This window comes from Actinomadura macrotermitis, from assembly GCF_009604375.1.
In the GTDB taxonomy this organism is placed as follows: Bacteria; Actinomycetota; Actinomycetes; order Streptosporangiales; family Streptosporangiaceae; genus Spirillospora; species Spirillospora macrotermitis.
In genome coordinates this window covers 222,745-247,823 of sequence record NZ_WEGH01000001.1, presented here as the reverse complement: position 1 = coordinate 247,823, position 25,079 = coordinate 222,745, and the positions used below count along the sequence as shown (strand labels likewise).

Annotated in this window: 22 protein-coding genes; 14 read left to right on the top strand and 8 right to left on the bottom strand. The window is 75.2% G+C overall.

All coding sequences use genetic code 11. The features are described from left to right. Positions 1–25 precede the first annotated feature (25 nt). The gene (gene gndA, locus ACRB68_RS01020; protein ID WP_153530448.1) at positions 26–1,450 is read left to right on the top strand and encodes an NADP-dependent phosphogluconate dehydrogenase; all 1,425 of its coding nucleotides are present in this window, start codon (positions 26–28) and stop codon (positions 1,448–1,450) included. A gap of 22 nt (positions 1,451–1,472) precedes the next feature. Here the strand turns inward: gndA and ACRB68_RS01015 are convergent, their stop codons facing one another. Then, positions 1,473–2,270 carry a hypothetical protein gene (locus ACRB68_RS01015; protein ID WP_153530447.1) on the bottom strand — a complete coding sequence of 266 codons (798 nt, stop codon included), beginning with the start codon at positions 2,268–2,270 and terminating at the stop codon, positions 1,473–1,475. A 146-nt stretch (positions 2,271–2,416) separates the two neighbouring features. Here ACRB68_RS01015 and ACRB68_RS01010 point away from each other — a divergent pair, with 146 nt between their 5' ends. Further along, positions 2,417–4,921, top strand: coding sequence for a DEAD/DEAH box helicase (locus tag ACRB68_RS01010; protein ID WP_328593570.1), 2,505 nt, complete (start codon positions 2,417–2,419; stop codon positions 4,919–4,921). Positions 4,922–4,992: 71 nt separating this feature from the next. Beyond that, positions 4,993–5,835: an LLM class flavin-dependent oxidoreductase gene (locus tag ACRB68_RS01005; protein WP_153530446.1), complete on the top strand. Its 843-nt coding sequence runs from the start codon at positions 4,993–4,995 to the stop codon at positions 5,833–5,835. A 7-nt stretch (positions 5,836–5,842) separates the two neighbouring features. Here the strand turns inward: ACRB68_RS01005 and ACRB68_RS01000 are convergent, their stop codons facing one another. The 4 genes from ACRB68_RS01000 to ACRB68_RS00985 form a co-directional block, all read right to left on the bottom strand. After that, entirely contained in the window at positions 5,843–6,382 is a 540-nt protein-coding gene (locus ACRB68_RS01000; RefSeq protein WP_153530445.1) for a Clp protease N-terminal domain-containing protein, read from the bottom strand. Next, entirely contained in the window at positions 6,382–6,615 is a 234-nt protein-coding gene (locus ACRB68_RS00995; protein WP_153530444.1) for a sigma-70 RNA polymerase sigma factor region 4 domain-containing protein, read from the bottom strand. Before ACRB68_RS00995 ends, ACRB68_RS01000 begins: the two co-directional genes overlap by 1 nt. A 69-nt stretch (positions 6,616–6,684) precedes the next feature. Beyond that, complete coding sequence (locus ACRB68_RS00990; protein ID WP_153530443.1) at positions 6,685–7,704, bottom strand: hemolysin family protein; 1,020 nt, start codon at positions 7,702–7,704, stop codon at positions 6,685–6,687. Beyond that, positions 7,704–9,053, bottom strand: coding sequence for a hemolysin family protein (locus ACRB68_RS00985; protein WP_328593569.1), 1,350 nt, complete (start codon positions 9,051–9,053; stop codon positions 7,704–7,706). The genes ACRB68_RS00990 and ACRB68_RS00985 overlap by 1 nt, the downstream gene beginning before the upstream one ends. 251 nt (positions 9,054–9,304) lie before the next feature. On the opposite strand from ACRB68_RS00985, the gene ACRB68_RS00980 reads away from it, so the two are divergent. Further along, the gene (locus ACRB68_RS00980; RefSeq protein WP_153530442.1) at positions 9,305–10,303 is read left to right on the top strand and encodes a hypothetical protein; all 999 of its coding nucleotides are present in this window, start codon (positions 9,305–9,307) and stop codon (positions 10,301–10,303) included. A gap of 10 nt (positions 10,304–10,313) precedes the next feature. Here the strand turns inward: ACRB68_RS00980 and ACRB68_RS00975 are convergent, their stop codons facing one another. Then, positions 10,314–11,165 (bottom strand): DUF72 domain-containing protein, encoded by an 852-nt coding sequence (locus tag ACRB68_RS00975; RefSeq protein ID WP_153530441.1) that lies wholly within the window; start codon positions 11,163–11,165, stop codon positions 10,314–10,316. A gap of 107 nt (positions 11,166–11,272) precedes the next feature. Here ACRB68_RS00975 and ACRB68_RS00970 point away from each other — a divergent pair, with 107 nt between their 5' ends. After that, positions 11,273–11,818 carry a dihydrofolate reductase family protein gene (locus ACRB68_RS00970; RefSeq protein WP_153530440.1) on the top strand — a complete coding sequence of 182 codons (546 nt, stop codon included), beginning with the start codon at positions 11,273–11,275 and terminating at the stop codon, positions 11,816–11,818. Between the two features lie 3 nt (positions 11,819–11,821). Here the strand turns inward: ACRB68_RS00970 and ACRB68_RS00965 are convergent, their stop codons facing one another. Next, complete coding sequence (locus ACRB68_RS00965; protein WP_153530439.1) at positions 11,822–14,581, bottom strand: helix-turn-helix transcriptional regulator; 2,760 nt, start codon at positions 14,579–14,581, stop codon at positions 11,822–11,824. Between the two features lie 115 nt (positions 14,582–14,696). Between ACRB68_RS00965 and ACRB68_RS00960 the strand changes: the two genes are divergently transcribed. From ACRB68_RS00960 to ACRB68_RS42330, 3 genes are all read left to right on the top strand, one after another. Beyond that, entirely contained in the window at positions 14,697–15,941 is a 1,245-nt protein-coding gene (locus ACRB68_RS00960) for a M24 family metallopeptidase (RefSeq protein ID WP_153530438.1), read from the top strand. 155 nt (positions 15,942–16,096) lie between these two features. Next, a complete protein-coding gene (locus ACRB68_RS00955; RefSeq protein WP_153530437.1) occupies positions 16,097–16,516 on the top strand; it encodes a DUF7144 family membrane protein in 420 nt (139 codons plus the stop codon). An 89-nt stretch (positions 16,517–16,605) separates the two neighbouring features. After that, a complete protein-coding gene (locus ACRB68_RS42330; protein WP_153530436.1) occupies positions 16,606–17,430 on the top strand; it encodes a (2Fe-2S)-binding protein in 825 nt (274 codons plus the stop codon). Positions 17,431–17,521: 91 nt separating this feature from the next. On the opposite strand, the gene ACRB68_RS00945 is transcribed toward ACRB68_RS42330, so the two are convergent. Next, positions 17,522–18,544, bottom strand: a complete 1,023-nt coding sequence (locus ACRB68_RS00945) for an ABC transporter substrate-binding protein (RefSeq protein ID WP_153530435.1) — start codon at positions 18,542–18,544, stop codon at positions 17,522–17,524. 82 nt (positions 18,545–18,626) lie between these two features. Here ACRB68_RS00945 and ACRB68_RS00940 point away from each other — a divergent pair, with 82 nt between their 5' ends. The 6 genes from ACRB68_RS00940 to ACRB68_RS00915 all read left to right on the top strand — a co-directional run bounded on the left by ACRB68_RS00940 (position 18,627) and on the right by ACRB68_RS00915 (position 25,076). Continuing rightward, on the top strand, positions 18,627–19,685 hold the full coding sequence (locus ACRB68_RS00940) for a FecCD family ABC transporter permease (protein WP_207709549.1): 1,059 nt from the start codon (positions 18,627–18,629) through the stop codon (positions 19,683–19,685). Beyond that, a complete protein-coding gene (locus ACRB68_RS00935) occupies positions 19,682–20,752 on the top strand; it encodes a FecCD family ABC transporter permease (RefSeq protein WP_153530434.1) in 1,071 nt (356 codons plus the stop codon). The genes ACRB68_RS00940 and ACRB68_RS00935 overlap by 4 nt, the downstream gene beginning before the upstream one ends. Then, positions 20,749–21,591 carry an ABC transporter ATP-binding protein gene (locus ACRB68_RS00930; RefSeq protein WP_153530433.1) on the top strand — a complete coding sequence of 281 codons (843 nt, stop codon included), beginning with the start codon at positions 20,749–20,751 and terminating at the stop codon, positions 21,589–21,591. Before ACRB68_RS00935 ends, ACRB68_RS00930 begins: the two co-directional genes overlap by 4 nt. Before the next feature lie 130 nt (positions 21,592–21,721). Then, positions 21,722–23,074, top strand: coding sequence for a diaminobutyrate--2-oxoglutarate transaminase family protein (locus tag ACRB68_RS00925; protein WP_153530432.1), 1,353 nt, complete (start codon positions 21,722–21,724; stop codon positions 23,072–23,074). Further along, complete coding sequence (locus tag ACRB68_RS00920) at positions 23,071–24,528, top strand: pyridoxal phosphate-dependent decarboxylase family protein (RefSeq protein WP_207709548.1); 1,458 nt, start codon at positions 23,071–23,073, stop codon at positions 24,526–24,528. Before ACRB68_RS00925 ends, ACRB68_RS00920 begins: the two co-directional genes overlap by 4 nt. Continuing rightward, positions 24,525–25,076, top strand: coding sequence for a GNAT family N-acetyltransferase (locus ACRB68_RS00915; RefSeq protein ID WP_153530431.1), 552 nt, complete (start codon positions 24,525–24,527; stop codon positions 25,074–25,076). The genes ACRB68_RS00920 and ACRB68_RS00915 overlap by 4 nt, the downstream gene beginning before the upstream one ends. Positions 25,077–25,079: the final 3 nt, after the last annotated feature.

The following is a 25,079-nucleotide window of genomic DNA, read 5'->3' as shown; positions in this document are numbered from 1 at the left end:
ATGGCCTCGGTAAGGGGGAGACGACATGGACAAAGCACAGATCGGCGTCACCGGGCTGGCGGTGATGGGCCGCAACCTGGCCCGCAACTTCGCCCGGCACGGCCACACCGTCGCGGTGCACAACCGCACCACCGCCAAGACCACGGCGCTGGTGGAGGAGTTCGGGGACGAGGGGACCTTCGTCCCGGCCGAGACGGCGGAGGGGTTCGTGGCCGCGCTGGAGCGGCCGCGGCGGCTGGTGATCATGGTGAAGGCGGGCGCGGCCACCGACGCGGTGATCGAGGAGTTCGCGCCGCTGCTGGAACCGGGCGACATGATCGTGGACGGCGGCAACGCGCACTTCGCCGACACCCGCCGCCGCGAGGCCGCGCTGCGCGAGCGCGGGATCCACTTCGTCGGCACCGGGATCTCCGGCGGCGAGGAGGGCGCGCTGCACGGCCCGAGCATCATGCCGGGCGGCTCGGCCGAGTCCTACGAGACGCTCGGCCCGCTGCTGGAGGACATCGCGGCGAAGGTGGACGGGGTGCCGTGCGCGACGCACGTGGGCCCCGACGGTGCCGGGCACTTCGTCAAGATGGTGCACAACGGCATCGAGTACGCCGACATGCAGCTGATCGCCGAGGCCTACGACCTGCTCCGGCACGCCGCCGGGCTCACGCCCGCCGAGATCGCCGAGGTGTTCCGCACCTGGAACACCGGGCGGCTGGAGTCCTACCTGATCGAGATCACCGCCGAGGTGCTCGCGCACACCGACCCCGTGACGGGCCGCCCGTTCGTGGACGTGGTGCTGGACCGGGCCGAGCAGAAGGGCACCGGCCGCTGGACCGTGCAGACCGCGCTGGACCTCGGCGTCCCGGTCAACGGCATCGCCGAGGCGGTCTTCGCCCGCTCGGTCTCCGGGCACGCGGACCAGCGCGCGGCGGCGCGGGCCCTGCCCGGCCCCGCCCGCCGGGCCGACCGGGGCGCGGACTTCGCCGATCTGGTGGAGCAGGCCCTGTACGCCTCCAAGATCGTCGCCTACGCGCAGGGCTTCCACGAGATCCAGGCGGGCAGCGCCGAGTACGGCTGGGACATCGACCCCGGCGCGATGGCCCGGATCTGGCGCGGCGGCTGCATCATCCGGGCCCGGTTCCTGGACCGCATCACCGACGCCTACCGGGCCGACCCGGGCCTGGCCACGCTGCTGACCGACGAGCACTTCGCCACCGCCCTCGGCGCGGCCCAGGACGCCTGGCGCGAGGTGGTGGCGACCGCGGTCCGGCTCGGCGTCCCGACGCCGGGCTTCGCCGGCGCGCTCGCCTACTACGACTCGCTGCGCGCCGAGCGGCTGCCCGCCGCGCTCACCCAGGGCCAGCGCGACTTCTTCGGCGCGCACACCTACCACCGGGCCGACCGCGCGGGCACGTTCCACACGCTGTGGGGCGGTGACCGCACCGAGGTCGAGGTCTGAGGCGCCGGGCCGGCCGGGGCCCTCAGTGCTCGGCGGCGGCGCGGAACTTGACCGTGAGCCCGGCCAGCTTCTTGATCGGCATGCCCGGGACCATGAGCATCCCGGACACCGAGGCGTCCGCCCAGGCGCAGGTCGGGATGGCCGTGCCATCGGACTTGATCTTCCCGCAGCGCAGGACGCCGCCGAGCGGCCCGGCGGGGTGGTCGGTGGTGTCGGAGACGCCGCCGCCGAGGAAGATGCCGTCGACGAGCTGGGACTGCTCTTCCGGCTTGGCGCCGCTCGCCGGGCCGCCCATGTCGGCGACGCTGAAGCCCAGGAAGATGACCTGCTCGTCGCCGGAGGAGTACAGGGCCGCCTTGGCGTGCTTGGCCATGGCCTTGTCCTGGTCGCTTCCGGACGCCATCTCCTTGCGCATGCTCTCGATGAGGCGCTTGGCCACGTTCCCGGTCTGCCGGTCGTATCCGGCGACCGCGCTGGGGACCGTGAGCCTGCGGGCGGGCTCCGCCGGCTTGGCGGAGGCGCTCGGCGCCCCCGTGGTCGCCGTGGCGGCGTCGTTCTTGGCCTTCGGCTCGTCCGTGCGCGCCAGCATCACCGCGCCGCCCGCGGCCACCGCGACCAGCGCGACCGTGCAGCCGACGGCGAGCCCGACGATCAGCCCGGTTCTGCGTTTGGGCGGCGGCCCGCCCTGACCGGGCAGCGGGCCGTAGGCGGGCGGGGCGGCCTGCGGGGCGGCGGGCGCGGTCTGCCCGGCGGAGCCGGGGGCGGCCCAAGCCTGCGGTGCGCCGGGGGAGTCAGGGGCGGGGGGCCGTTCGTCGTTCATGTGCGTCCTCTGTTCAGATGTGATCGGCAGGGAGCGTAGCGGGACAAGATGACATCTCCGGCATGATTTCTGTCAGATCGATGTACGGAGGCGGCCCGGCGGCGGCGATGGTCCATCCAGTGGGTGAACAGAGGCAGGATGGAGGGGTGAGCCTTACTGATCAGCTTCCTTCCGGTGACGACCTCGGCCCCGACTCCCTGTTCGAGGCGTTCGAGCGGTGGGTGTCCGAGCGCGGCATCGCGCTCTACCCCGCCCAGGAGGAGGCGCTCATCGAGGTCGTCTCCGGGGCGAACGTGATCTTGTCGACGCCGACCGGGTCGGGCAAGAGCCTGGTCGCGGCGGGCGCGCTGTTCGCCGCCCTCGGCCGGGACCAGGTCGGTTTCTACACCGCCCCGATCAAGGCCCTGGTGTCGGAGAAGTTCTTCGACCTGTGCGAGATGTTCGGCCGCGAGAACGTCGGCATGATGACCGGCGACGCCAGCGTCAACGCCGACGCCCCGATCATCTGCTGCACCGCCGAGGTGCTGGCCAACATGGCGCTGCGCGACGGCGCCGACGCCGACGTCGGCGTGGTGGTGATGGACGAGTTCCACTTCTACGCCGAGCCCGAGCGCGGCTGGGCCTGGCAGATCCCGCTGCTGGAGCTGCCGCGCGCCCAGTTCCTGCTGATGTCGGCCACGCTCGGCGACGTGGAGTTCTTCCAGAAGGACCTCACCCGGCGCACCGGCCGCCCGACGGCGCTGGTCTCCTCGGCCGAGCGGCCGGTCCCGCTGATCTACGACTACCGGGTCACCCCGCTGCACGAGACGATCGAGGAGCTGCTGGCCGAGCGCAAGGCGCCGATCTACCTGGTGCACTTCACCCAGGCCGCCGCGATCGAGCGGGCGCAGTCGCTGATGAGCATCAACGTGTGCACCAAGGAGGAGAAGGCGCGGATCGCCGACCTGATCGGCGGCTTCCGCTTCACCACCAAGTTCGGCCGCAACCTGTCGCGGTTCGTGCGGCACGGCATCGGCGTGCACCACGCCGGGATGCTGCCCAAGTACCGGCGGCTGGTGGAGCGGCTCGCGCAGGCCGGCCTGCTGAAGGTCATCTGCGGCACCGACACCCTCGGCGTCGGCGTCAACGTGCCGATCCGGACCGTGGTGTTCACCGCGCTCAGCAAGTACGACGGGCACCGGGTGCGGCGGCTGCGGGCCCGGGAGTTCCACCAGATCGCCGGCCGGGCCGGGCGCGCGGGCTTCGACACCGTCGGGTACGTCGTCGCGCAGGCCCCCGAGCACGTGGTGGAGAACGAGAAGGCCCTGGCCAAGGCCGGCGACGACCCCAAGAAGCGGCGCAAGGTCCAGCGCAAGAAGGCCCCCGAGGGGTTCGTCGGCTGGGACGAGGAGACCTTCGTCAAGCTGCAGAGCGCCGAGCCGGAGATGCTGCGCTCGCGCTTCCAGGTCAGCCACGCGATGCTGCTGTCGGTCATCGCCCGGCCCGGCAACGCCTTCCAGGCGATGCGGCGGCTGCTCACCGACAACCACGAGGACCGCGCGGCGCAGCGCCGGCACATCTCCCGTGCCATCGCCATCTACCGGTCGCTGCTGGCCGGCGGCGTGGTGGAGACGCTGCCCGAGCCCGACGAGCAGGGCCGGTACGCGCGCATCACCGTGGACCTGCAGGAGGACTTCGCGCTGAACCAGCCGCTGTCCACCTTCGCCCTCGCCACCTTCGAGATCCTGGACCCCGGCTCGCCGAGCTACGCGCTGGACGTCCTGTCGGTGATCGAGGCGACGCTGGACGACCCGCGCCAGATCCTGGCCGCGCAGGAGAACAAGGCGCGCGGGATCGCGGTGCAGGAGATGAAGTCCGAGGGCATCGAGTACGAGGAGCGGATGGAGCTCCTGCAGGACGTCACCTACCCGCGGCCGCTGGAGGAGGAGCTCGGCGCGGCCTACGAGATCTACCGGGCCGGGCACCCGTGGGTCGGCGACCACCCGCTCAGCCCGAAGTCGGTGGTGCGCGACATGTACGAGCGGGCGATGACGTTCGTGGAGTACATCGGCTACTACGAGCTGGCCCGCGCCGAGGGGCTGGTGCTGCGCTACCTGTCGGGCGCCTACAAGGCGCTGCAGCAGACCGTGCCCGAGTCGATCAAGAACGACGACCTGATCGACCTGATCGAGTGGCTCGGCGAGCTGGTCCGCCAGGTCGACTCCAGCCTGCTGGACGAGTGGGAGCAGCTGGCCAACCCGTCCGCCGACCCCGCCGAGGCGATCGAGGAGCGGGTCACCCGGGTCACCGCCAACGCCCGCGCGTTCCGGGTGCTGGTGCGCAACGCGCTGTTCCGCCGGGTCGAGCTGGCCGCGCTGGAGCACTACCGCGAGCTGGCCGAGCTGGACCCCGAGTTCGGCGAGGCGGGCTGGCGCGCGGCGATGGACGCCTACTACGACGAGCACGACGAGCTGCTCACCGGCCCCGACGCGCGCGGCCCGAAGCTGCTGCAGATCGAGGAGGTCCCCGCGGACGGCCTGTGGCGGGTCCGGCAGGTCTTCGACGACCCGGCGGGCGACCACGACTGGGGGATCAGCGCCGAGGTCGACCTGGCCGGCTCGGACCAGGCGGGCGAGGCCGTCGTCCGCGTGCTGGCCGTCGACCGCCTCTGACACCCGTCCGGGAACCCCGCCGCGGCGGGGTGCCTTGACGAATGAGTGAGTACTCACTCATTATGGAGGGCATGACAGAGCGCCGATTCCGGTTCGGGACCATGGCGGCCGGCGGCCGCGACGCCGCCGCGTGGACGGCGGCCGCCCGCCGGGCGGAGGACCTCGGCTTCGCCACGCTGCTGACGGCCGACACCCTCGCCACGCCCGCCCCGCTGCCCGCCCTCGCCGCCGCCGCGGCGGCCACGTCCACCCTGCGCGTCGGGTCGTTCGTCCTCTCGGTGGCGAACCGCCCGGTCGCGCAGATCGCCTGGGAGGCCGCGTCGCTGGCGTTCCTCACCGGCGACCGCTTCGAGCTCGGCCTCGGCGCGGGACGGCCCGGGGGAGAGGCCGACGCGGCCCGCCTCGGCGTCCCCTACGGTACGCCCGCCGAGCGGATCGACCGCCTCGCCCGGGTGCTGGACGCCGTGGCCGCCCCGCCCGAGGGCGTGTTCGGCGGGACGGGCCGGCCGCCCCGCGTGCTGATGGCCGCGTCCCGGCCCCGGCTGCTGCGGCTGGCCGGGGAGCGGGCGGACACGGTCGCGTTCGGGGTCTCGCCGCTGGCCGGCGAGGACGACCTCGCCGGCCTGGTGGGCGTGGTCCGCGACGCCGCCGGCGACCGGTTCGACCGGGTGGAGTTGTGCAGCAGCGTGCACGTGGTCGGCGACGAGATCCCCGGCTGGTTGTCGGCGCGGCTCGGGATGAGCGCGGCCGAGATGGCCGCCGCCGGCTCTGCAGCGCTGCTGACCGGGACGCCGCAGCGGATGGCCGACGTCCTCCGCCGCCGCCGCGACGAGCTCGGCATCTCCTACGTGACCGTGCCCGAGACGTTCGCCGAGGCGTTCGCCCCGGTCGTCGAGCTGCTCGCCGGGAACTGACGGCGGTTCAGGCCACGCGGGCCAGCACGCGCCGCTCGACGTCCTCGCGCAGCGCGTCGAGGTCCACGCCGGCCTCGGCCAGCGCCCGCGCGGCCGGGAGGCGCCCGTCCTGGAGGAGGCCGAGCAGGATGTGGCCGTCGGCGATGTGCTTCTGGCCGAGCCGGAGCGCCTGCCGCAGGGCGAGCTCCAGGCTCTTCTTGGCGTCGGGGCCGAACGGGACGCGCCCGGAGCGGAAACGGCCGGGCGGCGCGTCGAGCGCCCCCGTGCCGAAGCTGTCCTCGGTCGCCTCCCGCACGGCCGCCAGGTCGATGCCGATGCTGCGCAGCGCCTCGGCGTCCAGGGACCGCTCGGCCAGGTGCGCGACGCGGGGGCGCAGGTTCTCGGCCGTGACGCCCCGCTCGCGCAGGGCGAGCGCCGCCGGCCCCTGCCCCGCGATGACGCCGAGCAGGACGTGCTCGGACCCGATCCGCTCGGCGCGCAGGCCGAGCGCCTCGTCCCGGGCCCGCTCCACCACGGAGCGGGCCTCGTCGGTGAACCGTTCGAACATCAGGACTCCTTCTTCAGCAGTCGCCGGCCGCCGCCGTGCTTCTTGTGGACGGCCTGCCGGCTGACGCCGAGGCAGACCGCGATCTCCTGCCAGGACCAGCCCTGCCCGCGCGCGCTGTCGACCTGGAGGGCCTCCAGGCGCTCGGTCAGCTCGCGCAGCGCGCGGACGGCCCGCAGGCCGACCGCCGGGTCCCGGCTGCTCGCCTCCTGGGCGAGCGTCACTCCATCGCTCATGACGTCAACCTAGGTTGACGCGGCGGCCAAGTCAACCCAGGTTGACGAACGGGTTTCCGGGGGTGCCGCTCAGGCGGGGGTGACCAGGGTGGCCAGCAGGTCGTCCAGGCTGATCAGCCCGGCCCGGCGGCCGTCCGCGCCGGTCACCACGCCGAGGCTGCTGTGCGCGGCGCGCAGCTGCGTCACCGCCGCGCCGACGGGGGAGTCCAGCGGCACCGCCGGCACCGGGTGGGCGAGCTCGCCCGCGGCGGTGTCCCGGCCGCGGGCCCGCGCCAGGTAGGCGTCGCGGACGTGCACCATGCGGTCGCGGCCGTCGGCGTCCGGGCCGTCCACCATGATCCGGGTCCGGCCGGTGCGCACGGCGGTGTCGATGACCTGCTGCGGCGTCGCGGCCGCCGGCACCGACACGATGTCGGCGACCGGGATCACCAGGTCGGCCAGCGGCGCCCGCGGCGCCTCCAGCGCGGCGGTCAAGATGATCAGGTCCGCCTCGGCGATCAGCCCGAGCCGGCGCGACTCGACCGCCAGGCTGTGCAGCTGCTCGGGGGTGCGCGACACCTCCACCGCGTCGCGCGGGCGCACCCCGATCAGGCGCAGCAGCAGGTTGGTGACCGAGTTCAGCGCCGCCAGCACCGGCCGGACGATCTTGGCGAAGGCGCGGAACGGCGGCGCCAGGATCGTCGCCGAGCGCTCGGGGGCCACGATCGCCCACGACTTCGGCGCCATCTCGCCGAGCACCATGTGCAGGAACGTCACCAGCGCGAGCGCCAGCACGAACGCCACCGCGTGCGCGGCGGCCTCCGGCAGCCCGAGCGCGTGCAGCGGCGGCGTCAGCGTCCCGGCGAACACCGGCTCGGAGACCAGGCCGAGGCCGAGCGAGCACATGGTGATGCCGAGCTGCGCGCCGGCCAGCATCAGCGACAGCTCCCGGATGCCGGCCACCGCCTGCGCGGCGCCGCGCGAGCCGCCGGCCGCGGCCCGCTCCAGCCGCGGCCGCTTGGCCGCGACCAGCGCGAACTCGGCCGCGACGAAGAAGCCGTTGCCCGCGAGCAGCAGCAGCGTGAGGGGCGCGCCCACCGACAGGTCCATCAGTCCCCGGCCTTCCCCTCGTCCTCGCCGGCCACCGCGTCCGCGCGGATCCGGATCAGCTCCGGGACGTGCCGGTGCACCGTCAGCACCTCCACGACCGCGCGGCGCGGCGGCTCGTCCATCCGGGTCGGCTCGAGGTCGACCGCGACCACGTCGCCGGGCTCGGCGACCCGGCCGAGCCGCTGCAGCAGCAGCCCCGCCACCGTCTCGTAGTCGCCCTCGGGCAGCGCGATGCCGGTCTCGTGCGCGACCTCGTCCATGCGCAGCCCGGCGTCGGTGGTCCACCACGCGCCGCTGCGGATCGCCAGGTCCTCGTCGGCCTCGTTCTCGTCGGTGATCTCCCCGACCAGCTCCTCGGCGACGTCCTCCCAGGTGACCAGGCCGGCGAAGCCGCCGTACTCGTCCACCACGCAGGCGAGGGCGGCGCCGCCCGCCTGCAGCTGCGCCACCACGTCCGGCAGCGGCAGCATGGCCGGCAGCATCAGCGGCGGCCGGGCGATGTCGCCGATCGGGGTGCGCGCCGCCTGCTCGGGGCTGAGCACGATGAGCTCCTCCAGCCCGACGGTGCCGAGCACGTCGTCGACGCCGGCGCCGATCACCGGGTAGCGGGTGTGGCCGCTGGCGGTGATGACCTCCTCCATGGTGTCGGCGGTCGCGGTCGCGGCGACCGTCACCACGTCCACCCGGGGCACCATGACCTCCTCGGCGGTGCGCTCGGAGAACATCAGCGCCCGCTCCAGCAGGTCGGCGTGCCCGTCCTGCAGCTCCTCACCCGACTCGCCGATGATGTGGCCGAGCTCCTCCAGCGTCGCGCCGTGGTGCAGCTCCTCCACCGGCTCGATGCCGGCGGCGCGCAGCAGCCGGTTGGCGGCGGCGTCGAACATCCGGATGAGCGGCGAGGCCAGCGCCAGGTAGACCAGGGTGGAGCGGGCGAGCGCGCGGGCGAGCCGCTCGGCCCGCGCGAGGGCCAGGTTCTTGGGGAACAGCTCGCCGAGCACCATCTGCACGACCGTGGCGATGGCGAAGCCGGCCGCGACCGCGACGCCGTTCACCGCGCCGCCCGGCATCCCCGCGGCGCGCAGCAGCGGCGCCAGCAGGTCGGCGAGCGCGGGCTTGGCGATGAAGCCGACGACCAGCGCGGTCACGGTGATGCCGAGCTGGGCGCCCGACAGCATGAACGACAGGCGTCCCATCACCCGCACCGCGCGCTCGGCCGACCGGTCGCCGTGCCGGGCCTGTTCGGCGAGGGCGATCCGGTCCGCGGTGACGTAGGCGAACTCCTGCGCCACGAAGTAGCCGGTCGCGGCGGTCAGTACCAGGACCGCCAGCAGGCCGAGCGCTGCGTTCACGATTCTCCTCCCGCGCGGCCGGTCCGCACGTGGGCGTCGCCGGGGTTCATCCCCGCTGAAGATCCTTCATACCCCGGACGGGCCGAAGCGCGCGCGACCGGGGCGGCGCCATCGCCGGCGCCGGGTCCACCCGGGCCGCAGCGGACGCCCGGCGGACGGACCGGCTGAATGCAGGCGGCTCCTGGAGTGGACCGGTCCCTCGTGATAGGCACGAGGCGTGGGGTGAATCGCCTTACCCGGTGGGAGAGTCCATGACCGACGCCAGCCGTCCCCGGCCCGTCCTCGACCCCGCCCTGCCCGACCGCGACCGGGCGCTGCTCACCGCCGCCCCCGAGCGCCTGGCCCCCGCGAGCCGGCCCGCCCCGCCGCCCCCGCGCCCGGGGATCGGCACCATCGCGGCGCGCCTGGTGTGGATCCCGCTGTTCGCGCTGTTCTACGGCGTGCTGCCCGGCGGCTGGTTCCACCTGTTCTTCCTGGCCTCCCTCGACGAGGACGACCTGGTGGGCGGCGTGCTGCGGTGGGGGCGGCTGCCGCTGACCGCGATGATGCTCACCCCGGCGGTGCAGGTCGTGCTGCTGATGCTCGGGCAGGGCGAGGCCGCCGCCGCGCTCGCCGCCGTCAGCTTCACCGGCTGGGCCGCCGGCGCGCTGCAGCACGTCCGCGAGCCCGCCGCCGCCCGCGCCGCCCGCGAGCTGCACGGCCGCTACCTGCTGCCCGCCGACTTCGACCGGCCCGCCGCCCGGCTGCTGGCCCGCGCCCAGCGCGCCGTCGACGCCGTCCTCGGCTCCGAGGCCCACCGCGCCGGGCTGCTCGACGACGTCGGCAACAACGTGGAGCTGCCCCGGCAGGAATGGGCGATAGCGCGCGCGCTGGCCGAGCACACCCGGCTGCGCCGCGAGTACCGCGCCCAGGAACCCCAGCGGCTGAGCCCCGCCGTCCGCGCCCTGCTGGAACCCCAGCGCAGCGCGCTGGAGCTGTCGGTCCGCTCGGTCACCGAGCGCGTCGAGGCGCTGGAGGACTACGCCCGCCGCGTGAAGGAGGCCGGCGACGCCTACCACGAGTGGCAGGTCCTGCAGCGGCTGCCCGAGCAGAACGCCCGCTACCGGGACCTGCTGGCCGAGACGGTCCGCGACGACCTGGCCCGCGAGCAGATCGAGCGGCTGACCGCCGACGCCCGCCACGCCGAGTCGGCCCTGCGCGACAGCATCGCCACCGCCCTGCGCGCGGGCCGCGAGGTCTCCGGCGGGTAGGGCGGACCGCTCAGAACAGGGCCGGCGGTTCGGCCGGGACGGGCTCGGGCAGCGGCTCGACCCTGGGCAGGACGGCCCGCACGTCGTCGTGGAAGCGGCGCGCCAGCGGCAGCGCCTCGGCGTTGTCGGGCGTGTGCACGAACACCGTCGGCGAGCGGCCCTCGCGCAGCCACGCGGCGACGGTGTCCACCCAGAACCGCCATCCTTCGACGGTGCGGTCCACGTCGTCGCGCCCGAGGTAGCGGACGACCGGCCGGTCGGTGAGGGCCCGCGACCGGCGCGGCACCCGCGGCTTCTTCAGCCACGCGTCGCGCTCGGCGTCGCTGGTCGGGAGGCTCTGGAACAGCGTGACGGTGTCGAACGGGATCCACTCCGCGCCGGCGCCGGCGAGCACCTGCTCCAGCAGCCGTGCGGCGCGCGCGTCCTCGAAGAACGCCCGGTGCCGGACCTCCACGCCGTACCGGTACGAGCCCGGCAGGCGGCGCAGGAACGCCGCGAGGGCCCCGAGGTCCGCCGGTGCGAACGCCGCCGGCAGCTGTACCCAGAGCGTGTGGGCGCGCGGCCCGAGCGGCTCGATCGCGGCCAGGAACGCGCGCAGCTCCTCCTCGACGTCGCCGAGCCGCCGCTCGTGCGTGATCGTCTTCGGCAGCTTGGGGATGAACCGGAAGCCGGGATCGGTCTGCCCGGCCCAGGTCTCCACCGTGTCGCGCGTCGGCGTCGCGTAGAACGTCGTGTTGCCCTCGACCGCGTTGCACCAGGACGCGTACGCTCGCAGCCGCTCCTTGGGCGGGAGCGGGTGCGGCAGGAAACGCCCCTGCCAGGGCGCGAGCGTCCACATCGCGCATCCCACATGAAGCCGCATGTCCCCGACGCTACCGAAACCCCGGACCGGACCGGACACCGATGAGTTTCCGCGCGCCCGGCCGTCCGCATCCAGGACGACGAAGACCGACCGAACGGAGACGGCCCATGAGCAGGATGCTGTACTCGGCCACCATGTCACTGGACGGGTTCATCGCCGGCCCGGGCGGCGACATGTCCTGGCTGACCCCGTACCTGGGGCCCGACCCCGCCGTGGACGGGCTGATCGGTGAGATCGGCGCGCTGCTCATCGGCAACCGCAGCCTGCGCGGCGACGACCCGCACCGGGGCGATCCCGACAAGGAGGGCAAGGCGTTCGGCGGCGGCTGGGAGGGGCCGCAGTTCGTGCTGACCCACCGCACCCCCGACGAACCCGTCCCGGGCGTCACCTTCGTCAACGACCTGGACGAGGCGGTCAAGGCGTCCAAGGAGGCCGCGGGCGGCAGGTACGTCAACATCATCGGCGCCGACGTCGCCCGGCAGTGCATCGGGGCCGGGGTGCTCGACGAGGTCTTCGTGTGCGTCGCGCCGGTCATGCTCGGCGACGGCGTCCGCCTGTTCGACGAGCCCGGCGGGAGCACCGTCAGGCTCGAACGCGTCGCCCTGTCGGAGACGCCGCACGCGACCGCCCTGCGGCTGCGCGTCGTGCGCTGACGCTCACCGGCCCGGCGCCTCCTCCGCGCCGAGCAGCGCGGCGAGCTCGCCGCGCCCGGCCACGCCCAGCTTGGGATAGGCCTTGTACAGGTGGTAGCCGACCGTGCGGGCGCTGAGGAACAGCTGACCGGCGATGTCGCGGTTGGACAGGCCCTGCGCGGCGAGCCGGACCACCTGGAGCTCCTGCGGGGTGAGCCGGTCGAGCCGGGACCGGCCGGGCGCCGCCGGGCCGGGGGCGCCGGTGGCCCGCAGCTCGGCGGCGGCGCGCTCGGCCCACGGCCGGGCGCCGAGCCGCTCGAAGGTCTCCAGGGCGGGCCGGAGCCGGGCGCGGGCGTCGGCCTTGCGCTGGGCCCGGCGCAGCCATTCGCCGTACAGCAGGTCGGTGCGGGCGCGCTCGAAGGGGCGGCCGCCCTTCAGGTGCAGCCGGACGGCCTCGGCGTAGTGCTCCTCGGCCGTCCCGCCGGTGGCGAGCAGGGCGGCGCAGCGGTGCGCGACGGCCTCGGCCCAGGGCTGCCCCGCCACGGCCGCCCAGTCGCGGAAGCGTCCGAGCGGCCGGGCGGCGCGATCGGGGCGGCCGGTCCTGACCGCGGCCTCGACCTGGTCGGGGGCGAAGTAGGTGACGGCGTAGTGCGCGGTCAGGGGGCCCGCGGCGGCGGTCTCCAGCCGCGCCAGGGCCTGCTCGTACCGGCCGAGGCCGACGTCGAGCAGGCCGAGGGCCATGGTGCCCCAGGCGGCGGTGCGGACGGCGTGCCGGTCCAGCGCCGGGCCGATCGCCGCCTCGGCCAGCCCCCGGCACCGCGCCTCGTCGCCGGTGAGGGCGGCGGCCCAGGCGAGGACGCAGCGCAGATGGTCCATCCGGTGGGCCTGCCCGGTGCTGTCGGCGAGCACCAGGCCCTCCTCGGCGTGGACGTGGGCGTCGCGGACCCGGCCGCCGAAGAACTCGGCGAGGGCCAGGTGCTCCAGGGCGATCGGCAGCCAGCCGATCAGCGACCGCTCGCGGGCGTCGGCCACCAGCGCCAGGAACATCTCGCGCGCCGCGTCGTCGTCGCCGGTGATCAGGCCCATCGCGCCGGCGATCAGCCGCTCGCCGACGCCGAGCGCGGGGCGCGGCGGGCCGAGGGCGAACGCGGTCATCGCCCGCATCGCGGGGACGGCGCGGGCCGCGTCGCCGGTCATCAGCCGGGCGAGGCCCGCCAGCCCGGTGGCGAACGGCGACGCGCCCGCCGCGGCGAGCAGCCGGTCGGCGGCCTGCCCGGCGAGATCCGCGTCGCCGCTGAAGTAGCCGTTGCGGACGGCCTCGGCCAGCATCGGCACCACCGCCGGGCCGGACGCCTCGGCCGCGCCGTCCAGCAGCAGCCGGGCCGCCGTGCGCGGTGAGCCGAACTCGAACTCCACCGCCGCCCGCACCTGGGTGAGCCGGGCCCGCAGCGGCGCGTCCGCCGGGCCGGCCGACGCGCGGCGCGCGATGGCGGAGGCCCGGTGCAGGTCGCCGGCGGCGACGGCGGCCTCGGCGGCGCCGGCCAGCCGCCGGGCCCGCTCTCCCGGATCGGGGGTCAGCTCGGCGGCCCGCTCCAGCGCCGCCGCCTGCGCGGCGTGCCCGGTCCGGGTGGCGGCCCGGCGGGCGGTGGCCTCCAGCGCCGCCGCGACGGCCTCGTCCGGGCCGGTCGCGGCGGCGGCCCGGTGCCAGGCCGCCCGGTCCCCGGCGTCCGGCAGGCCCGACCCGGCCAGTGCCTCGGCCAGCGCCCGGTGCGCGGCGAGCCGCCGGGTGAGCGGCGCGCCCTGCAGCACCGCGGCGCGGGCCAGCGGATGCTTGAAGGACACCGCCGCGTCGCCCACCACGAGCAGCCCCGGCCGCTCGGCCTCCTCCAGCTCGGCCGGCCCCGCCCCCAGGAGGGCCGCGGCGGCGAGGACGGTGGACAGGTCGCCGGTCTCCTCCACGGCGGCGACCAGGAGCAGCGCGGCGGCCGGCTCGCCCAGCCGGGCCGCCTGCGCGCCGAACGCGGTGCGGACCCGCTCGGTCAGCGGCAGCGGCCCGAGGTTGTAGGAGAGCGGCAGCAGCTCGCCGGCCCGCTGCTCGGCGGACAGCGCCAGCGGCAGCTCGATGAGCGCCAGCGGGTTGCCCTCGGTCTCGGCCAGGATGCGGGCCCGGACGCGCGGTGCCAGGCCGGGCGTCCGCTCGTCCAGCAGCGCCGCGGCGGCCGGGGCGTCCAGGCCGTCCAGCCGGTGCGCGGGCAGGCCGGCGAGACCGGCGGGGCCGTGCGGGCCGCCGGCGTCACGGACGCCGAACAGCAGCAGCACGCCCTCGCGGTTCAGCCGGCGCGCCGCGAAGCCGAGCGCCTCGGCCGAGGACCGGTCGAACCACTGGGCGTCGTCGACCAGGCAGAGCAGCGGGCCGTCCTCGGCCAGCTCGGCGAGCAGCGACAGGACGGCCAGGCCGACCAGGAAGCGGTCGCCGGCCGCCGCGGCCGTCAGGCCGAAGGCGCCGCGCAGCGCCTCGGCCTGCGGCGCGGGCAGCCGGTCGATCCGGTCCAGGACGGGGGAGAGCAGCAGGTGCAGCCCGGCGAAGGGCAGCTCGGCCTCGAACTCCACGCCCTCGGCGCGGACCACCTGGAACCCCGCCGCGGCCTCCGCCGCGTGGCCGAGCAGCGCGGACTTGCCGATCCCGGCCGGGCCGCGCAGCACCAGCGCGCCGCTCCGGCCGTCCCGGGCGGCGGCCAGCATCCGGTCGATGAGGGCCCGCTCGGCCGCCCGCCCATGAAGCATGCGGCCAAACGTACCTAAGCCGGGCGATCTTGGCGGCGTACGGCCCGGTCACGTGACCGATTCCCCGCGCGCCGCCCGCTTCTAGCGTCGGGACCACTCACGGAAGGAGCCCGACATGATCCCGACCTACTCCCTGGCCGAACGGGACCGGCGCTGGGCGCTGGCGCGCGAGCTGATGGACGCCGAGGGCGTCGAGGCGCTCGTGGTGTACGGCGAGCACGAGTCGAGCGGCCCGGCGCCGTTCGCCCCCGACGTCTACTTCACCAACGAGCGCCCCGGCTCGATCGTGGTGTTCCCGCGCGACGCCGACCCCGTCTCGCTGGTCTGGTCGCCGATGCACGTCGCCGACCACATCGAGGCGCGGCGGCGCGGCGAGGCGTGCTGGACCGAGCCGCGCAACATGCGCGTCGCCAAGCACGCGCCCGGCGTGGTGCAGGTGCTGAAGGAGCACGGCCTGGAGCGCGCGGCGATCGGCGTCATCGGCCTGGAGCCCTACCCGCCGTTCCACTTCAACCCGATCATGCCCTACGGGCTGTGGACGACCGTGCTGGAGCAGCTCCCGCAGGCCACCTTCAAGCCCGTCTGGCTGAGCTTCCTGCTGCGCACCCTCGTCCAGTCCGAGGAGGAGTTGGCCGTGCTCGCCCACACCGCGGGCATCGGCGAGGCGATGGCGCAGGCGATGCTGGAGGCGGCCCGGCCCGGCGTCACCGAGGCCGACGTCTACGCCGCCGGGATGGCCGCCGGGTTCCGGCTCGGCGCCGCCGCGCCCGGCATGCTCATCCAGTCCGGCCCCGGCTTCGCGTGCTGGGGGCCGCCGGCGTGGTCCTACCGGCCGCAGGCGCCCCGCGTCATCGACGACGGCGACGTCATCATGGCCGAGGTCTTCTGCTCCTACGGGATGCGCGAGTCCCAGCACCAGGTCGCGATCGCGGTCGGCGAGCCGCACCCGGGCGTGGCGCAGGCCGCCAAGGTCGCGCGCGCCTCCTACGAGGCGGGCCTGGCCACGCTGCGGCCCGGCGCGACCTTCGGCCAGGTCGCCGAGGCGATGAGGCGGCCGCTGGAGGAGGCCGGCGGCTGGAACGTGCACCCGCTGGTGCACGGCCTCGACCCGTACGGGACCGTCTGCGGCTTCGGCGGCGGCCTGCGCGAGCTGCCGGAGGCGGCGGAGTACGGCCTGATCATCGAGGTCCCCACCATCGGCAGCGACCTGCCGCTCGCCCCCGGGATGGCCTTCGCCTTCGAGCCCAACTGCGTGCTGGACGGCCGCATGGCCAACCTCGGCGGCACGGTCGTCGTCGGTGAGGACGGCGCCGTCGAGCTCAACAGCCTCACCACCGATCTGCTGCGCAGCGGCGGCTGATCCCCGCCCCGCCGAAAAAGGCAGGCAAATTTCTAGAAATTCCACCCCTAATAGCGCCGAAAACGGCGCTATTAGGGTTTTTGCCGTCCGTCGGGCGGAATGGTCTTTCAGACGTTCCGGGTAGTGGCATCCGACGAGCAGAATGAGGTTCCACAATGGCCGACACGTCTTCCCGCACCCCGTCCGCCGCGCACGGACGCCCCGCCTCCGGCTGGCTGACGTTCGCCGGGCTGGTCGCCCTGGTCCTCGGCGGGTTCAACGTCATCGACGGCCTGGTGGCGCTGTTCCAGCCCGAGTACTACCTCGTCACCGAGGACAAGGTGCTGCTGTTCGACTTCACCGCCTGGGGCTGGATCTGGCTCATCATCGGCATCCTGCAACTGGCCGTCGGCGCGGGCATCATCACCGGGCAGACATGGGCGCGCGCCGTCGGCGTCGCCATGGCGATCCTGGCCGCCCTCGGGCAGCTGGTCTTCTTCAAGGCCTACCCGCTGTGGTCGGTGATGGTCATCGGGCTGTGCGTCCTGCTGATGTACGCGCTGACCCATCCGTCGCGCCACTCGACCGCGGCCTGACCGCCCGGCCCCTGGCGCCGCCGGGCCAAGGTGTTAAGGTAAGCCTTACCTACCTTTGATCTTGGTGCCGATCAGCCGCTGGGGGATCCGTGACGACCGCAGCCGCCGCCTGCCGGACGGCCGCCGCTCCGGCGGGACCGGTCCGCGCCGACGTCCTGCGCGCGACCTACGCACGGCTGGGCGAGGCGCTCGGCTCCCTCGTGCGCCTGGAACCGGGGCCGCACGCGGGCGACGGCCCGATCACCGGCGAGCGGCTCGTCCGGGACGCCGCCCTGCGCGAACGGCTCGTCGACGAGACGATCCGGCGCATGGCGGACGCCCACGGCGTGACGCCCCGGCGCGACGTGGCCGCCACGGACGTGCTGCACCGCTACTCCTTCTTCGCCACGGCGGCCATGAGCGGCCCCTGGTTCCTGGAGCGGCGGGTGCCGTGGCTCGGCCTCCGCGAGATCGGCTACGACGAGGCGGCGTTCTCGCTGAGCGTCGCCCCGTCCCGCATCGCCTGCCTGCCGGACGACCCCGCCGCGGGCCTGCCGGGCATGCGCGCCGTGGCGGACGAGGAGCGGCTGCGGCAGGAGCTGCGGAACGCGGTGGCCCAGCACATCGGTCCGGTGCTCGAAGCGTTCCGCCCGCTGCTGCGCCGGGGCCCCCGGGTCCTGTGGGGCTCGGCCACCGACGAGCTGGCCGAGGGGATCTGGTACGTGGGGCGGGTCGTCGGCGAGGAGGGCCGGGCGGTGCGGGCGGCCGAGGAGCTCCTGCCGGGCGGCACCCCGCCCTTCGCGGGCTCGGCCGGCTTCCGGCCCTGTGCGGGCCCGGACGGGGAGGCCGCGCGCACCCGGATCAACTGCTGCCTCTGGTACACCGTCACGCCGCAGGACCTGTGCGGGACCTGCCCGCGCCGTGCGCGGTCGTAGCGGCGGCCCCATGACGGACGTCCGCGGCAACGGCGAAGGCCGGGCGCGCCCCCTTCGGGGCACGCCCGGCCTTCACCGGTGCGCCGGCCGCCTAGGCGCGGGCGGCGTCGACCCCGTAGGTCTTGGCGACGTCGTCGAGGACGATGTTCGCGCCGTAGAGGCCCACGGCGATCATCCAGGTGATGTCGTCGACCTCGTGGACCTGGCCCTTCAGCTGCTTCCACAGCGGGTTGGCCTGGTACTTCTCCTTGCTCTTGCGCGAGGCGCCCTGCGGGTCGGGGAAGGCGGTGACGAAGATGTCGTCGGCGTCGACCTTCTTGATCTGCTCCTCGGAGATGTCGGCGTTGAAGCCGGTGCCCTTGGCGTCGGCGGGCTTGTCGAAGCCGAGGTCCTTCACGATGACGCCGATGTAGGTGTCCTCCTTGTACAGGCGCGTCGGCCCGTCCACGAAGCGCACGACCGAGACCGCGGGGTTGGACCCCTTCTTCTTGCGGACCGCGTCGCCGACGGCCTTGGCGCGCTTGTCGTAGGCGGCGATCTTCTCGTCGGCGAGCTTCTCCTTGCCGAGCGCCTTGCCGACGAGCTTGAGGTTGTCCTTCCAGGTCGCGCCGGTGTCCGCGGTGAAGACGGTGGGCGCGATGGCCGAGAGCTGCTGGTAGAGCTTCTCGTGCCGGACCTTGGCCGACAGGATCAGGTCGGGCTTGAGCAGCTTGATCTTCTCCAGGCTCGGCTCGTCGAGCATGCCGACCGGCTTGGCGTCGCCCCCGTAGGCGGCGGCGTCGGCGCCGAAGTAGGGCGGCAGCTTCTCGTCCGGCGCGGCGAACGTGGTGTAGCCGACGACCTTGGACTGCAGGGCCAGCGTGGCGTCGACGAAGGTCATGTCCAGCGCCACCACCCGCTTCGGCTCGGCCTTCAGCTCCGTCCGCCCCATGGCGTGGTCGATGGTGCGGGGGAACGCGGCACCGGCCGCGGCCGGTGCCGCGCCGTCCTTGCCGGCGGAGTCGGAGCCACCGCAGCCGACGGCGGCGGCGAGCAGCCCCGCGGCGACGGCGACGGTGCCGGCAGTGCGGCTGAAACCGGTGCGGCTGAAACGGCTGAGCCGGCGGGCTCTCATAACGGGGGGTCCCTTCGTCGTTCCCAACGTGCAAGCTAAGGATAGGCTAACCTAAATTCCAGAGATCACCGTGGAGGAGATCGTGACCAAAGCGCTACCTGCGCCTTCGCGGAAAAGGGGGCAGGTCCCGCGGGTCGCGCCCGAGCGGGGGAGGAGACGGCGGGCCTGGACCGCCGCGCTGGCCGGCGCGCTGCTCCTCGCCGTCCTGCTCAGCATCGCGCTGGGCGCCGAGCCGCTCGGCCCCGGGGAGATCTGGCACGGGCTGTGGCACGCCTCGGGCACCGAGGGCGACGTCATCGTGCGGTCGCTGCGGCTGCCGCGCACCGTGACGGCGCTCGTCGCCGGCCTCGCGCTCGGCGCCGCCGGCGCCCTGATGCAGGGCCACACCCGCAACCCCATCGCCGACCCGGTGGTGCTCGGTATCAGCGCCGGCGCGGGCGTGGGCGTGGTGGCCTCGCTCTTCCTCCTGGACTTCACCGGCCTGTACGGATACGTCTGGTTCGGGCTGCTCGGTGCCGCGCTCGCCGGCGCCGGGGTGTACGCGATCGGCGCGCTCGCGCGCGGCGGCGCCACCCCGGTCACCCTCGCGCTGGCCGGCGCCGCCGCGCACGCCCTGTTCACGGCGATCACCGCCGGCCTGGTGCTGTTCGACCGGCAGGCCCTGGACACCTACCGCTTCTGGACGGTCGGCTCGGTCAGCGGCCGTCCCCTGGACCTCACGCTCCAGGCGCTGCCGCTCATCGCGGCCGGCCTGGCGCTCGCCGCGCTGAACACCCCCGGCCTGAACGCGCTGTCGCTCGGCGAGGACGTGGCCCGCGCGCTCGGCGTGCGGATCGGGCTGAACCGGGCGCTCGGCATGGCCGCCGTCACGCTGCTGACCGGCACGGCGGTGGCGGTGTGCGGGCCCATCGGCTTCGTCGGCCTGGTCGGCACGCACGTCGCCCGGCACCTGTCCGGGCCCGACTACCGCTGGATCGTGGCCCAGGCGGCGCTGATCGGCGCGAGCCTCATGCTCGCCGCCGACACCCTCGGGCGGCTGGTCGCCCGGCCGGGCGAGCTGCAGGTCGGCATCATGCTGGCGCTCATCGGCGCGCCGGTGTTCGTCCACCTGGTGCGCCGCCGGGAAGGGGTGCGGATATGACCACGACCTCCCTCCGGAGGAGGGCCCTGCGCGCCGGCCCGGTGTCCGCGCCGTGGCGGCCGCGCACGCTGCTCGTCCCGCTGGTCGCGCTCGGCGTGCTGTTCCTCGGGGTGCTCGTCGGCTGCGGACGCGGCGACATCGCCATCCCGATCGGCCAGGTCGCCCAGGCCCTGCTCGGCGGCGGCGACGAGACCGCCCGGTCGGTGGTGCTGGAGCTGCGCCTGCCCCGCTCGGCGACCGGCGCCCTGGCCGGCGCCGCGCTGGCGCTGGCGGGAGCGGTCGTCCAGGGGCTGGCGCGCAACCCGCTGGCCAGCCCCGACATCCTCGGCATCACGGCGGGCTCGGGCGTCGGCGCGGTGACCGTCATCGTCTTCGGCGGTGCCTACGGCGGCGTCGGCGGTTCGCTGTCGAGCGTCGGCGTCCCCGCCGCCGCGGCGGGCGGCGGCCTCCTGGCCGCCGTGGCCGTCTACCTGCTGGCCGTGCGGCGCGGCCTGTCGGGCTACCGGGTGCTGCTCGTCGGGGTGGGCGTCAACGCCGTCCTCACCAGCGTGCTGTCGTGGCTGCTGCTGAAGGCCGACATCGTCGACGCCGGGCGCGCGCTGCTGTGGCTGAACGGCAGCCTCAACGGCGCGTCCTGGGAGACCGCGCAGCCGCCGCTGTGGGCGCTGGTGGTGCTGATGCCCGTGGCGCTGGCGCTCGCGTTCCCGTTCGGCGCGCTGGTCTTCGACGACGACACCGCCCGCGGCCTCGGCGTCCGCATGACCGCGACCCGCGCGGCGCTGCTGTTCACCGCCGTCCTGCTGACCGCCGCGGCGACGGCCGCCGCCGGCCCGATCGCCTTCGTGGCGCTGGCCTGCCCGCAGCTGGCGATCCGGCTGGTGCGCTCGGGCGCGCCGCCGCTGCTCGCCTCCGCGCTGGTCGGCGCGGCCGTCACGGTCTGGGCCGACGTCCTCGGCCGCACCGCCTTCGGGAGCATCGAGCTGCCCGTCGGCATCCTCACCGCGGTGCTGGGCGCCCCGTACCTGCTGTACCTGCTCGTTCGAAGCGGAAGGGCCCGCACGTCATGACCGACACCATCGGCACCGAGCCCGCGAGCACCGCCCCGGCGGACGACGGGGCGCGCCTGCGCGCGGAGGGCCTGACGCTCGCCTACGGCGACCGGACCGTCGTGCACGACCTCGACCTGGACATCCCGGACCGGGCGGTCACCGTCATCATCGGCCCGAACGGCTGCGGCAAGTCCACGCTCCTGCGGGCGTTCGGGCGGCTGATGAAGCCCGCCGCCGGCCGCGTCCTGCTCGACGGGCGGCCCGTGCACCGCATCCCCACCCGCGAGGTCGCCGGGCGCGTCGGCCTCCTCCCGCAGTCGCCGGTGGCGCCGGAGGGCCTCAGCGTCGCCGACCTGGTGGCGCGCGGCCGGCACCCGCACCAGACCTGGTACCGGCGCTGGTCCTCCGGCGACGAGGCCGCCGTCGCCGAGGCCCTGAGCGCCACGGGCATGGGCGACCTGGCGGACCGGACGCTGGACGAGCTGTCGGGCGGCCAGCGGCAGCGCGCCTGGATCGCCATGGCCCTGGCGCAGGAGACCGAGCTGCTGCTGCTGGACGAGCCGACCAACCACCTGGACCTGGCGCACCAGATCGAGGTGCTCGACCTGGTCCGCGACCTGCACCTGACGATGGGCCGGACCGTCGTCATGGTCCTGCACGACCTGTCGCTCGCGGCCCGCTACGCCGACCGGCTGGTGGCCATGAAGGACGGCCGGGTGGCCGCGCAGGGCGCGCCGGCCGAGGTGCTGACCGACGCCCTGGTGGCGGAGGTGTTCGGGCTGCGCGCCCGGGTCCGGGTCGACGAGGAGACCGGCGTGCCGCTGGTGATCCCGCTGAGCCGCCACAGCGAGACGTAGCGCACAACGGGCGGCGAACGGGCTCGGGGAGAGGCATGATCAGCGGCTTCTTGATAGGTTAGCCTTACCTAAGTTCGAGGGGTGAGCGCTCACCCCCGGCCCGCTCCGCCCGTGACCGAAGGATCCCGCCATGCTGCGTGCGCGCCTCCTCGATCGACAAGCGCAACGTGAATCCGCCGCCCGCACCTACGCCCGGTCCATCCCGGTGGCGCCCGTCGCCGCCGCCGGCTCCCGGGTGACCGGGGCCGACGGGCGCACCTACCTCGACTGCCTCTCCGGCGCGGGCACCCTCGCCCTCGGCCACAACCACCCCGAGGTCGTCGCCGCCCTCCAGGACGCGCTCGGCTCGGGTGCCCCGCTGCACGCCCTCGACATGATCACGCCGCAGAAGGACGCCTTCAGCGGCGAACTGCTGAGCCGGCTGCCCGGCACGCTGCGCGGCGACGCCAAACTGCACTTCTGCAGCCCGGCCGGCACCGACGCCGTCGAGGCCGCGCTCAAGCTGGCCCGCGAGGCCACCGGCCGGCCGGGCGTGTTCGCCTTCACCGGCGCCTACCACGGCATGACGCTCGGCGCGTCCTCGGTCTCGGGCCCCGGCCGGATGCGCCGCGGCTCGGCCGCGCTCGGCCCGGCCGAGACCCAGCCGGTGACCCGGCTGCCCTACCCCTACGGCTACCGCTGCCCGTTCGGCGTCGGCGCCGAGCGGGCGGGGGAGCTGTCGGCCCGGCTGATGGAGAGCTACATCACCGACCCGAGCAGCGGCGTCGGCGTGCCCGCCGCCGTCATCCTGGAGGTCGTCCAGGGCGAGGGCGGCGTCGTGCCGGGACCGGACGCCTGGCTGCGCGAGGTCCGCCGCATCACCGCCGAGCACGGCGTCCTGCTCATCGTCGACGAGGTGCAGACCGGCATCGGCCGCACCGGCGACTTCTGGGCCTGCGAGCGCGCGGGCGTGACCCCCGACATCCTGGTCACCTCCAAGGCCGTCGGCGGCGGGCTGCCGCTCGCCCTCATCGCCTACCGCGGCGACCTGGACACCTGGCGGCCGGGCGACCACACCGGCACCTTCCGCGGCAACACCCTGGCCATGGTCGCCGGGGAGGTCACGCTGCGGACCGTCGCCGAGCAGGGCCTGGCCGAGCGCGCCGCGAAACTGGGCGAGCGGATCCGGGCCGGGCTGCGCGAGCTGGCCGCCGAGCACCCGCAGATCGCGCAGGTGCGCGGCCGCGGCCTGATGATCGGCGCCGAGCTGGTCGACCCGGCCGCCGAGCCCGACGCCCTCGGCTCGCGGCCCGGCGACCCGGCCTTCGCCCGCGCCCTCCAGGCCGCCTGCCTGGACCACGGCCTCATCCTGGAGCTCGGCGGGCGCGGCGACACCGTGCTGCGCCTGCTGCCGCCGCTCGTCCTCACCGACGAGGAGGCCGGCTCGGTCCTGGAGCGCATCGCGGGCGCGCTGGCGGACGTGGCGCTGGAGCGTGCCGCGTGAGCGAGGCCGTCCGGCCCGACGCGGTCGCCGACCCCGATTCGCCGCACGCGCTGCGCCGGCTGTCGGCCATCGCGCTCGGCGCGCTGGCCGACGGCGCCACCGCGCGCGGCGGCCCGCTGCCCGCCGGCGGGCCCGGGCAGGTCGCGGCGCGTACCCGCGCGCTGTGCTCGCCCGTCCTGCCCGAGGAGGGCCTCGGCGCGGAAGAGGCGCTGTACGGCGTGGTCCGCGCTGCCGCCGAAGGCGCCGCCGACCCTTCCGCCCGCCACTGCGTGGCGCACCTGCACTGCCCGCCGCTCGCCGTCGCCGCCGCCGCGGACCTGGCCGCCTCCGCGCTCAACCCCTCCATGGACTCCTGGGACCAGGCGCCCGCAGCCGCGGTCATCGAGGAGGAGGTCACCGCCGTCCTCGCCCGGCTGATCTACCCGGGCCGTCCCGGCCCGGACGCGGTCGTCACCAGCGGCGGCACCGAGTCCAACCTGGTCGCCCTGCTGCTGGCCCGGGAGCGGGCCCGCGCCGCCGGCGCCCGCGCGCCGCAGGTGTTCGCCGGCGCCAACGCGCACCACAGCGTGCGCCGGGCCGCCTGGATGCTCGGCCTGCCCGAGGCGGTCGTCGTCGACTGCCCGGACGGCCGGATGAGCCCGGCGGCGCTGGACCGGGCCCTGGCCGCGAACGGCGGGGGACCGGCGCTGGCGGTCGCCACGGCCGGCACCACCGACGAGGGCCTGATCGACCCGCTGCCCGAGCTCGCCGCCGTGGCGCGCTCGCACGGCGCCGAACTGCACGTCGACGCGGCCTACGGCGGCCCCCTGATGTTCAGCGCGAAACTGGCGCCGCGCCTGGCCGGCATCGAGCACGCGGTGTCGGTGACCTACGACCTGCACAAGCTGGGCTGGCAGCCGGTGGCCGCCGGGGTGCTCGCCGTCGCGGACGCCTTCCTGCTGGAGCCCTTGGCGCTGACCGCGGACTACCTCAACGCCGACGACGACACCGAGGCCGGCCTGCCCGACCTGCTCGGCCGCTCCATCCGCACCTCGCGCCGCCCGGACGTGCTGAAGATCGCGGCCACCCTGCGCGCCCTCGGCCGCCAGGGCATGGCCCGCGCGGTGGAGCACTGCGTGGAGACCGCGGTGCGGTTCGCCGCGGCCGTCGACGCCCACCCGGCGCTGCGCCGCCGCGCGGGGGAGCCGGGCATCAGCACCGTGCTGCTCCGGCCCGCGGCGGCCGACGCGCTGCCCGGCGAGGCGGGCGACGAACTCGTCGCCGCGATCCGCCGGGACCTGCTCGCCGAAGGGCGCGCCGTCCTCGGCCGCGCCGTGGCCGCCGACCACGACGGGCGGCGGCGGCTCTGGCTGAAGGTGACGCTGCTGCACCCGCAGACCGCCGCCGCCGACCTCGACGCGCTGCTGAAGCTCGTCGCCGAACGGGCCGAGCACCTTTCCAGGAGAGACGCATGAACACCATCGCCCCCGCCCTGCGCATGGAGCGGTTCGACGGCCCGGCCGCCGAGGCCCGCCTCCCGCTCTGGGCCGCCGCCTACGAGGACGTCTACGCCGGGGCGCTGGACCTCAGCGACCACAACGACCCGCCGATCGCCGAGCGGCTGGAACGCCACTGCGGGCGGCCCGGCTTCGAGCTCGTCGCCGCCTTCGACGGGGAGGACGTCGCCGGGTTCGTCTACGGCTACACCCTCCCCGCGGACTCCCTGTGGTGGGAGGGGCTCACCCCCGAGCCCGACCCGGAGTTCGTCCGCGAGCACCCCGGGCGCACGGTCGGCGTCTGCGAACTGCTCGTCGGGGCGCGCTGGCGGCGCGGGAACATCGGCGCCGGCCTGCTGGAGTCCTTCCTGGCGGGGCGGCGCGAGGAGCGCGCCGCCGCGCTGGTCGCCGACGGCAACGGCGTCGTCCTGGACCGCTACGCCGCCTACGGGTTCACCCCGGTCGGCGCCATGGAGCCCTACCCCGGCTGGCGCCCCCACACCATGATCGTGCGTTCCCTCCGATAGCAA

Coding starts and splice junctions, on each gene's coding strand:
- ACRB68_RS00975 (WP_153530441.1), bottom strand. CDS start 11,165: ATGCGGCTTCATGTGGGATGCGCGATGTGGACGCTCGCGCCCTGGCAG.
- gndA (WP_153530448.1), top strand. CDS start 26: ATGGACAAAGCACAGATCGGCGTCACCGGGCTGGCGGTGATGGGCCGC.
- ACRB68_RS00930 (WP_153530433.1), top strand. CDS start 20,749: ATGACCGACACCATCGGCACCGAGCCCGCGAGCACCGCCCCGGCGGAC.
- ACRB68_RS00965 (WP_153530439.1), bottom strand. CDS start 14,581: ATGCTTCATGGGCGGGCGGCCGAGCGGGCCCTCATCGACCGGATGCTG.
- ACRB68_RS01005 (WP_153530446.1), top strand. CDS start 4,993: ATGACAGAGCGCCGATTCCGGTTCGGGACCATGGCGGCCGGCGGCCGC.
- ACRB68_RS00970 (WP_153530440.1), top strand. CDS start 11,273: ATGAGCAGGATGCTGTACTCGGCCACCATGTCACTGGACGGGTTCATC.
- ACRB68_RS01000 (WP_153530445.1), bottom strand. CDS start 6,382: ATGTTCGAACGGTTCACCGACGAGGCCCGCTCCGTGGTGGAGCGGGCC.
- ACRB68_RS00980 (WP_153530442.1), top strand. CDS start 9,305: ATGACCGACGCCAGCCGTCCCCGGCCCGTCCTCGACCCCGCCCTGCCC.
- ACRB68_RS00995 (WP_153530444.1), bottom strand. CDS start 6,615: ATGAGCGATGGAGTGACGCTCGCCCAGGAGGCGAGCAGCCGGGACCCG.
- ACRB68_RS00990 (WP_153530443.1), bottom strand. CDS start 7,704: ATGGACCTGTCGGTGGGCGCGCCCCTCACGCTGCTGCTGCTCGCGGGC.
- ACRB68_RS00945 (WP_153530435.1), bottom strand. CDS start 18,544: ATGAGAGCCCGCCGGCTCAGCCGTTTCAGCCGCACCGGTTTCAGCCGC.
- ACRB68_RS00935 (WP_153530434.1), top strand. CDS start 19,682: ATGACCACGACCTCCCTCCGGAGGAGGGCCCTGCGCGCCGGCCCGGTG.
- ACRB68_RS00955 (WP_153530437.1), top strand. CDS start 16,097: ATGGCCGACACGTCTTCCCGCACCCCGTCCGCCGCGCACGGACGCCCC.
- ACRB68_RS00960 (WP_153530438.1), top strand. CDS start 14,697: ATGATCCCGACCTACTCCCTGGCCGAACGGGACCGGCGCTGGGCGCTG.
- ACRB68_RS01015 (WP_153530447.1), bottom strand. CDS start 2,270: ATGAACGACGAACGGCCCCCCGCCCCTGACTCCCCCGGCGCACCGCAG.
- ACRB68_RS00915 (WP_153530431.1), top strand. CDS start 24,525: ATGAACACCATCGCCCCCGCCCTGCGCATGGAGCGGTTCGACGGCCCG.
- ACRB68_RS00925 (WP_153530432.1), top strand. CDS start 21,722: ATGCTGCGTGCGCGCCTCCTCGATCGACAAGCGCAACGTGAATCCGCC.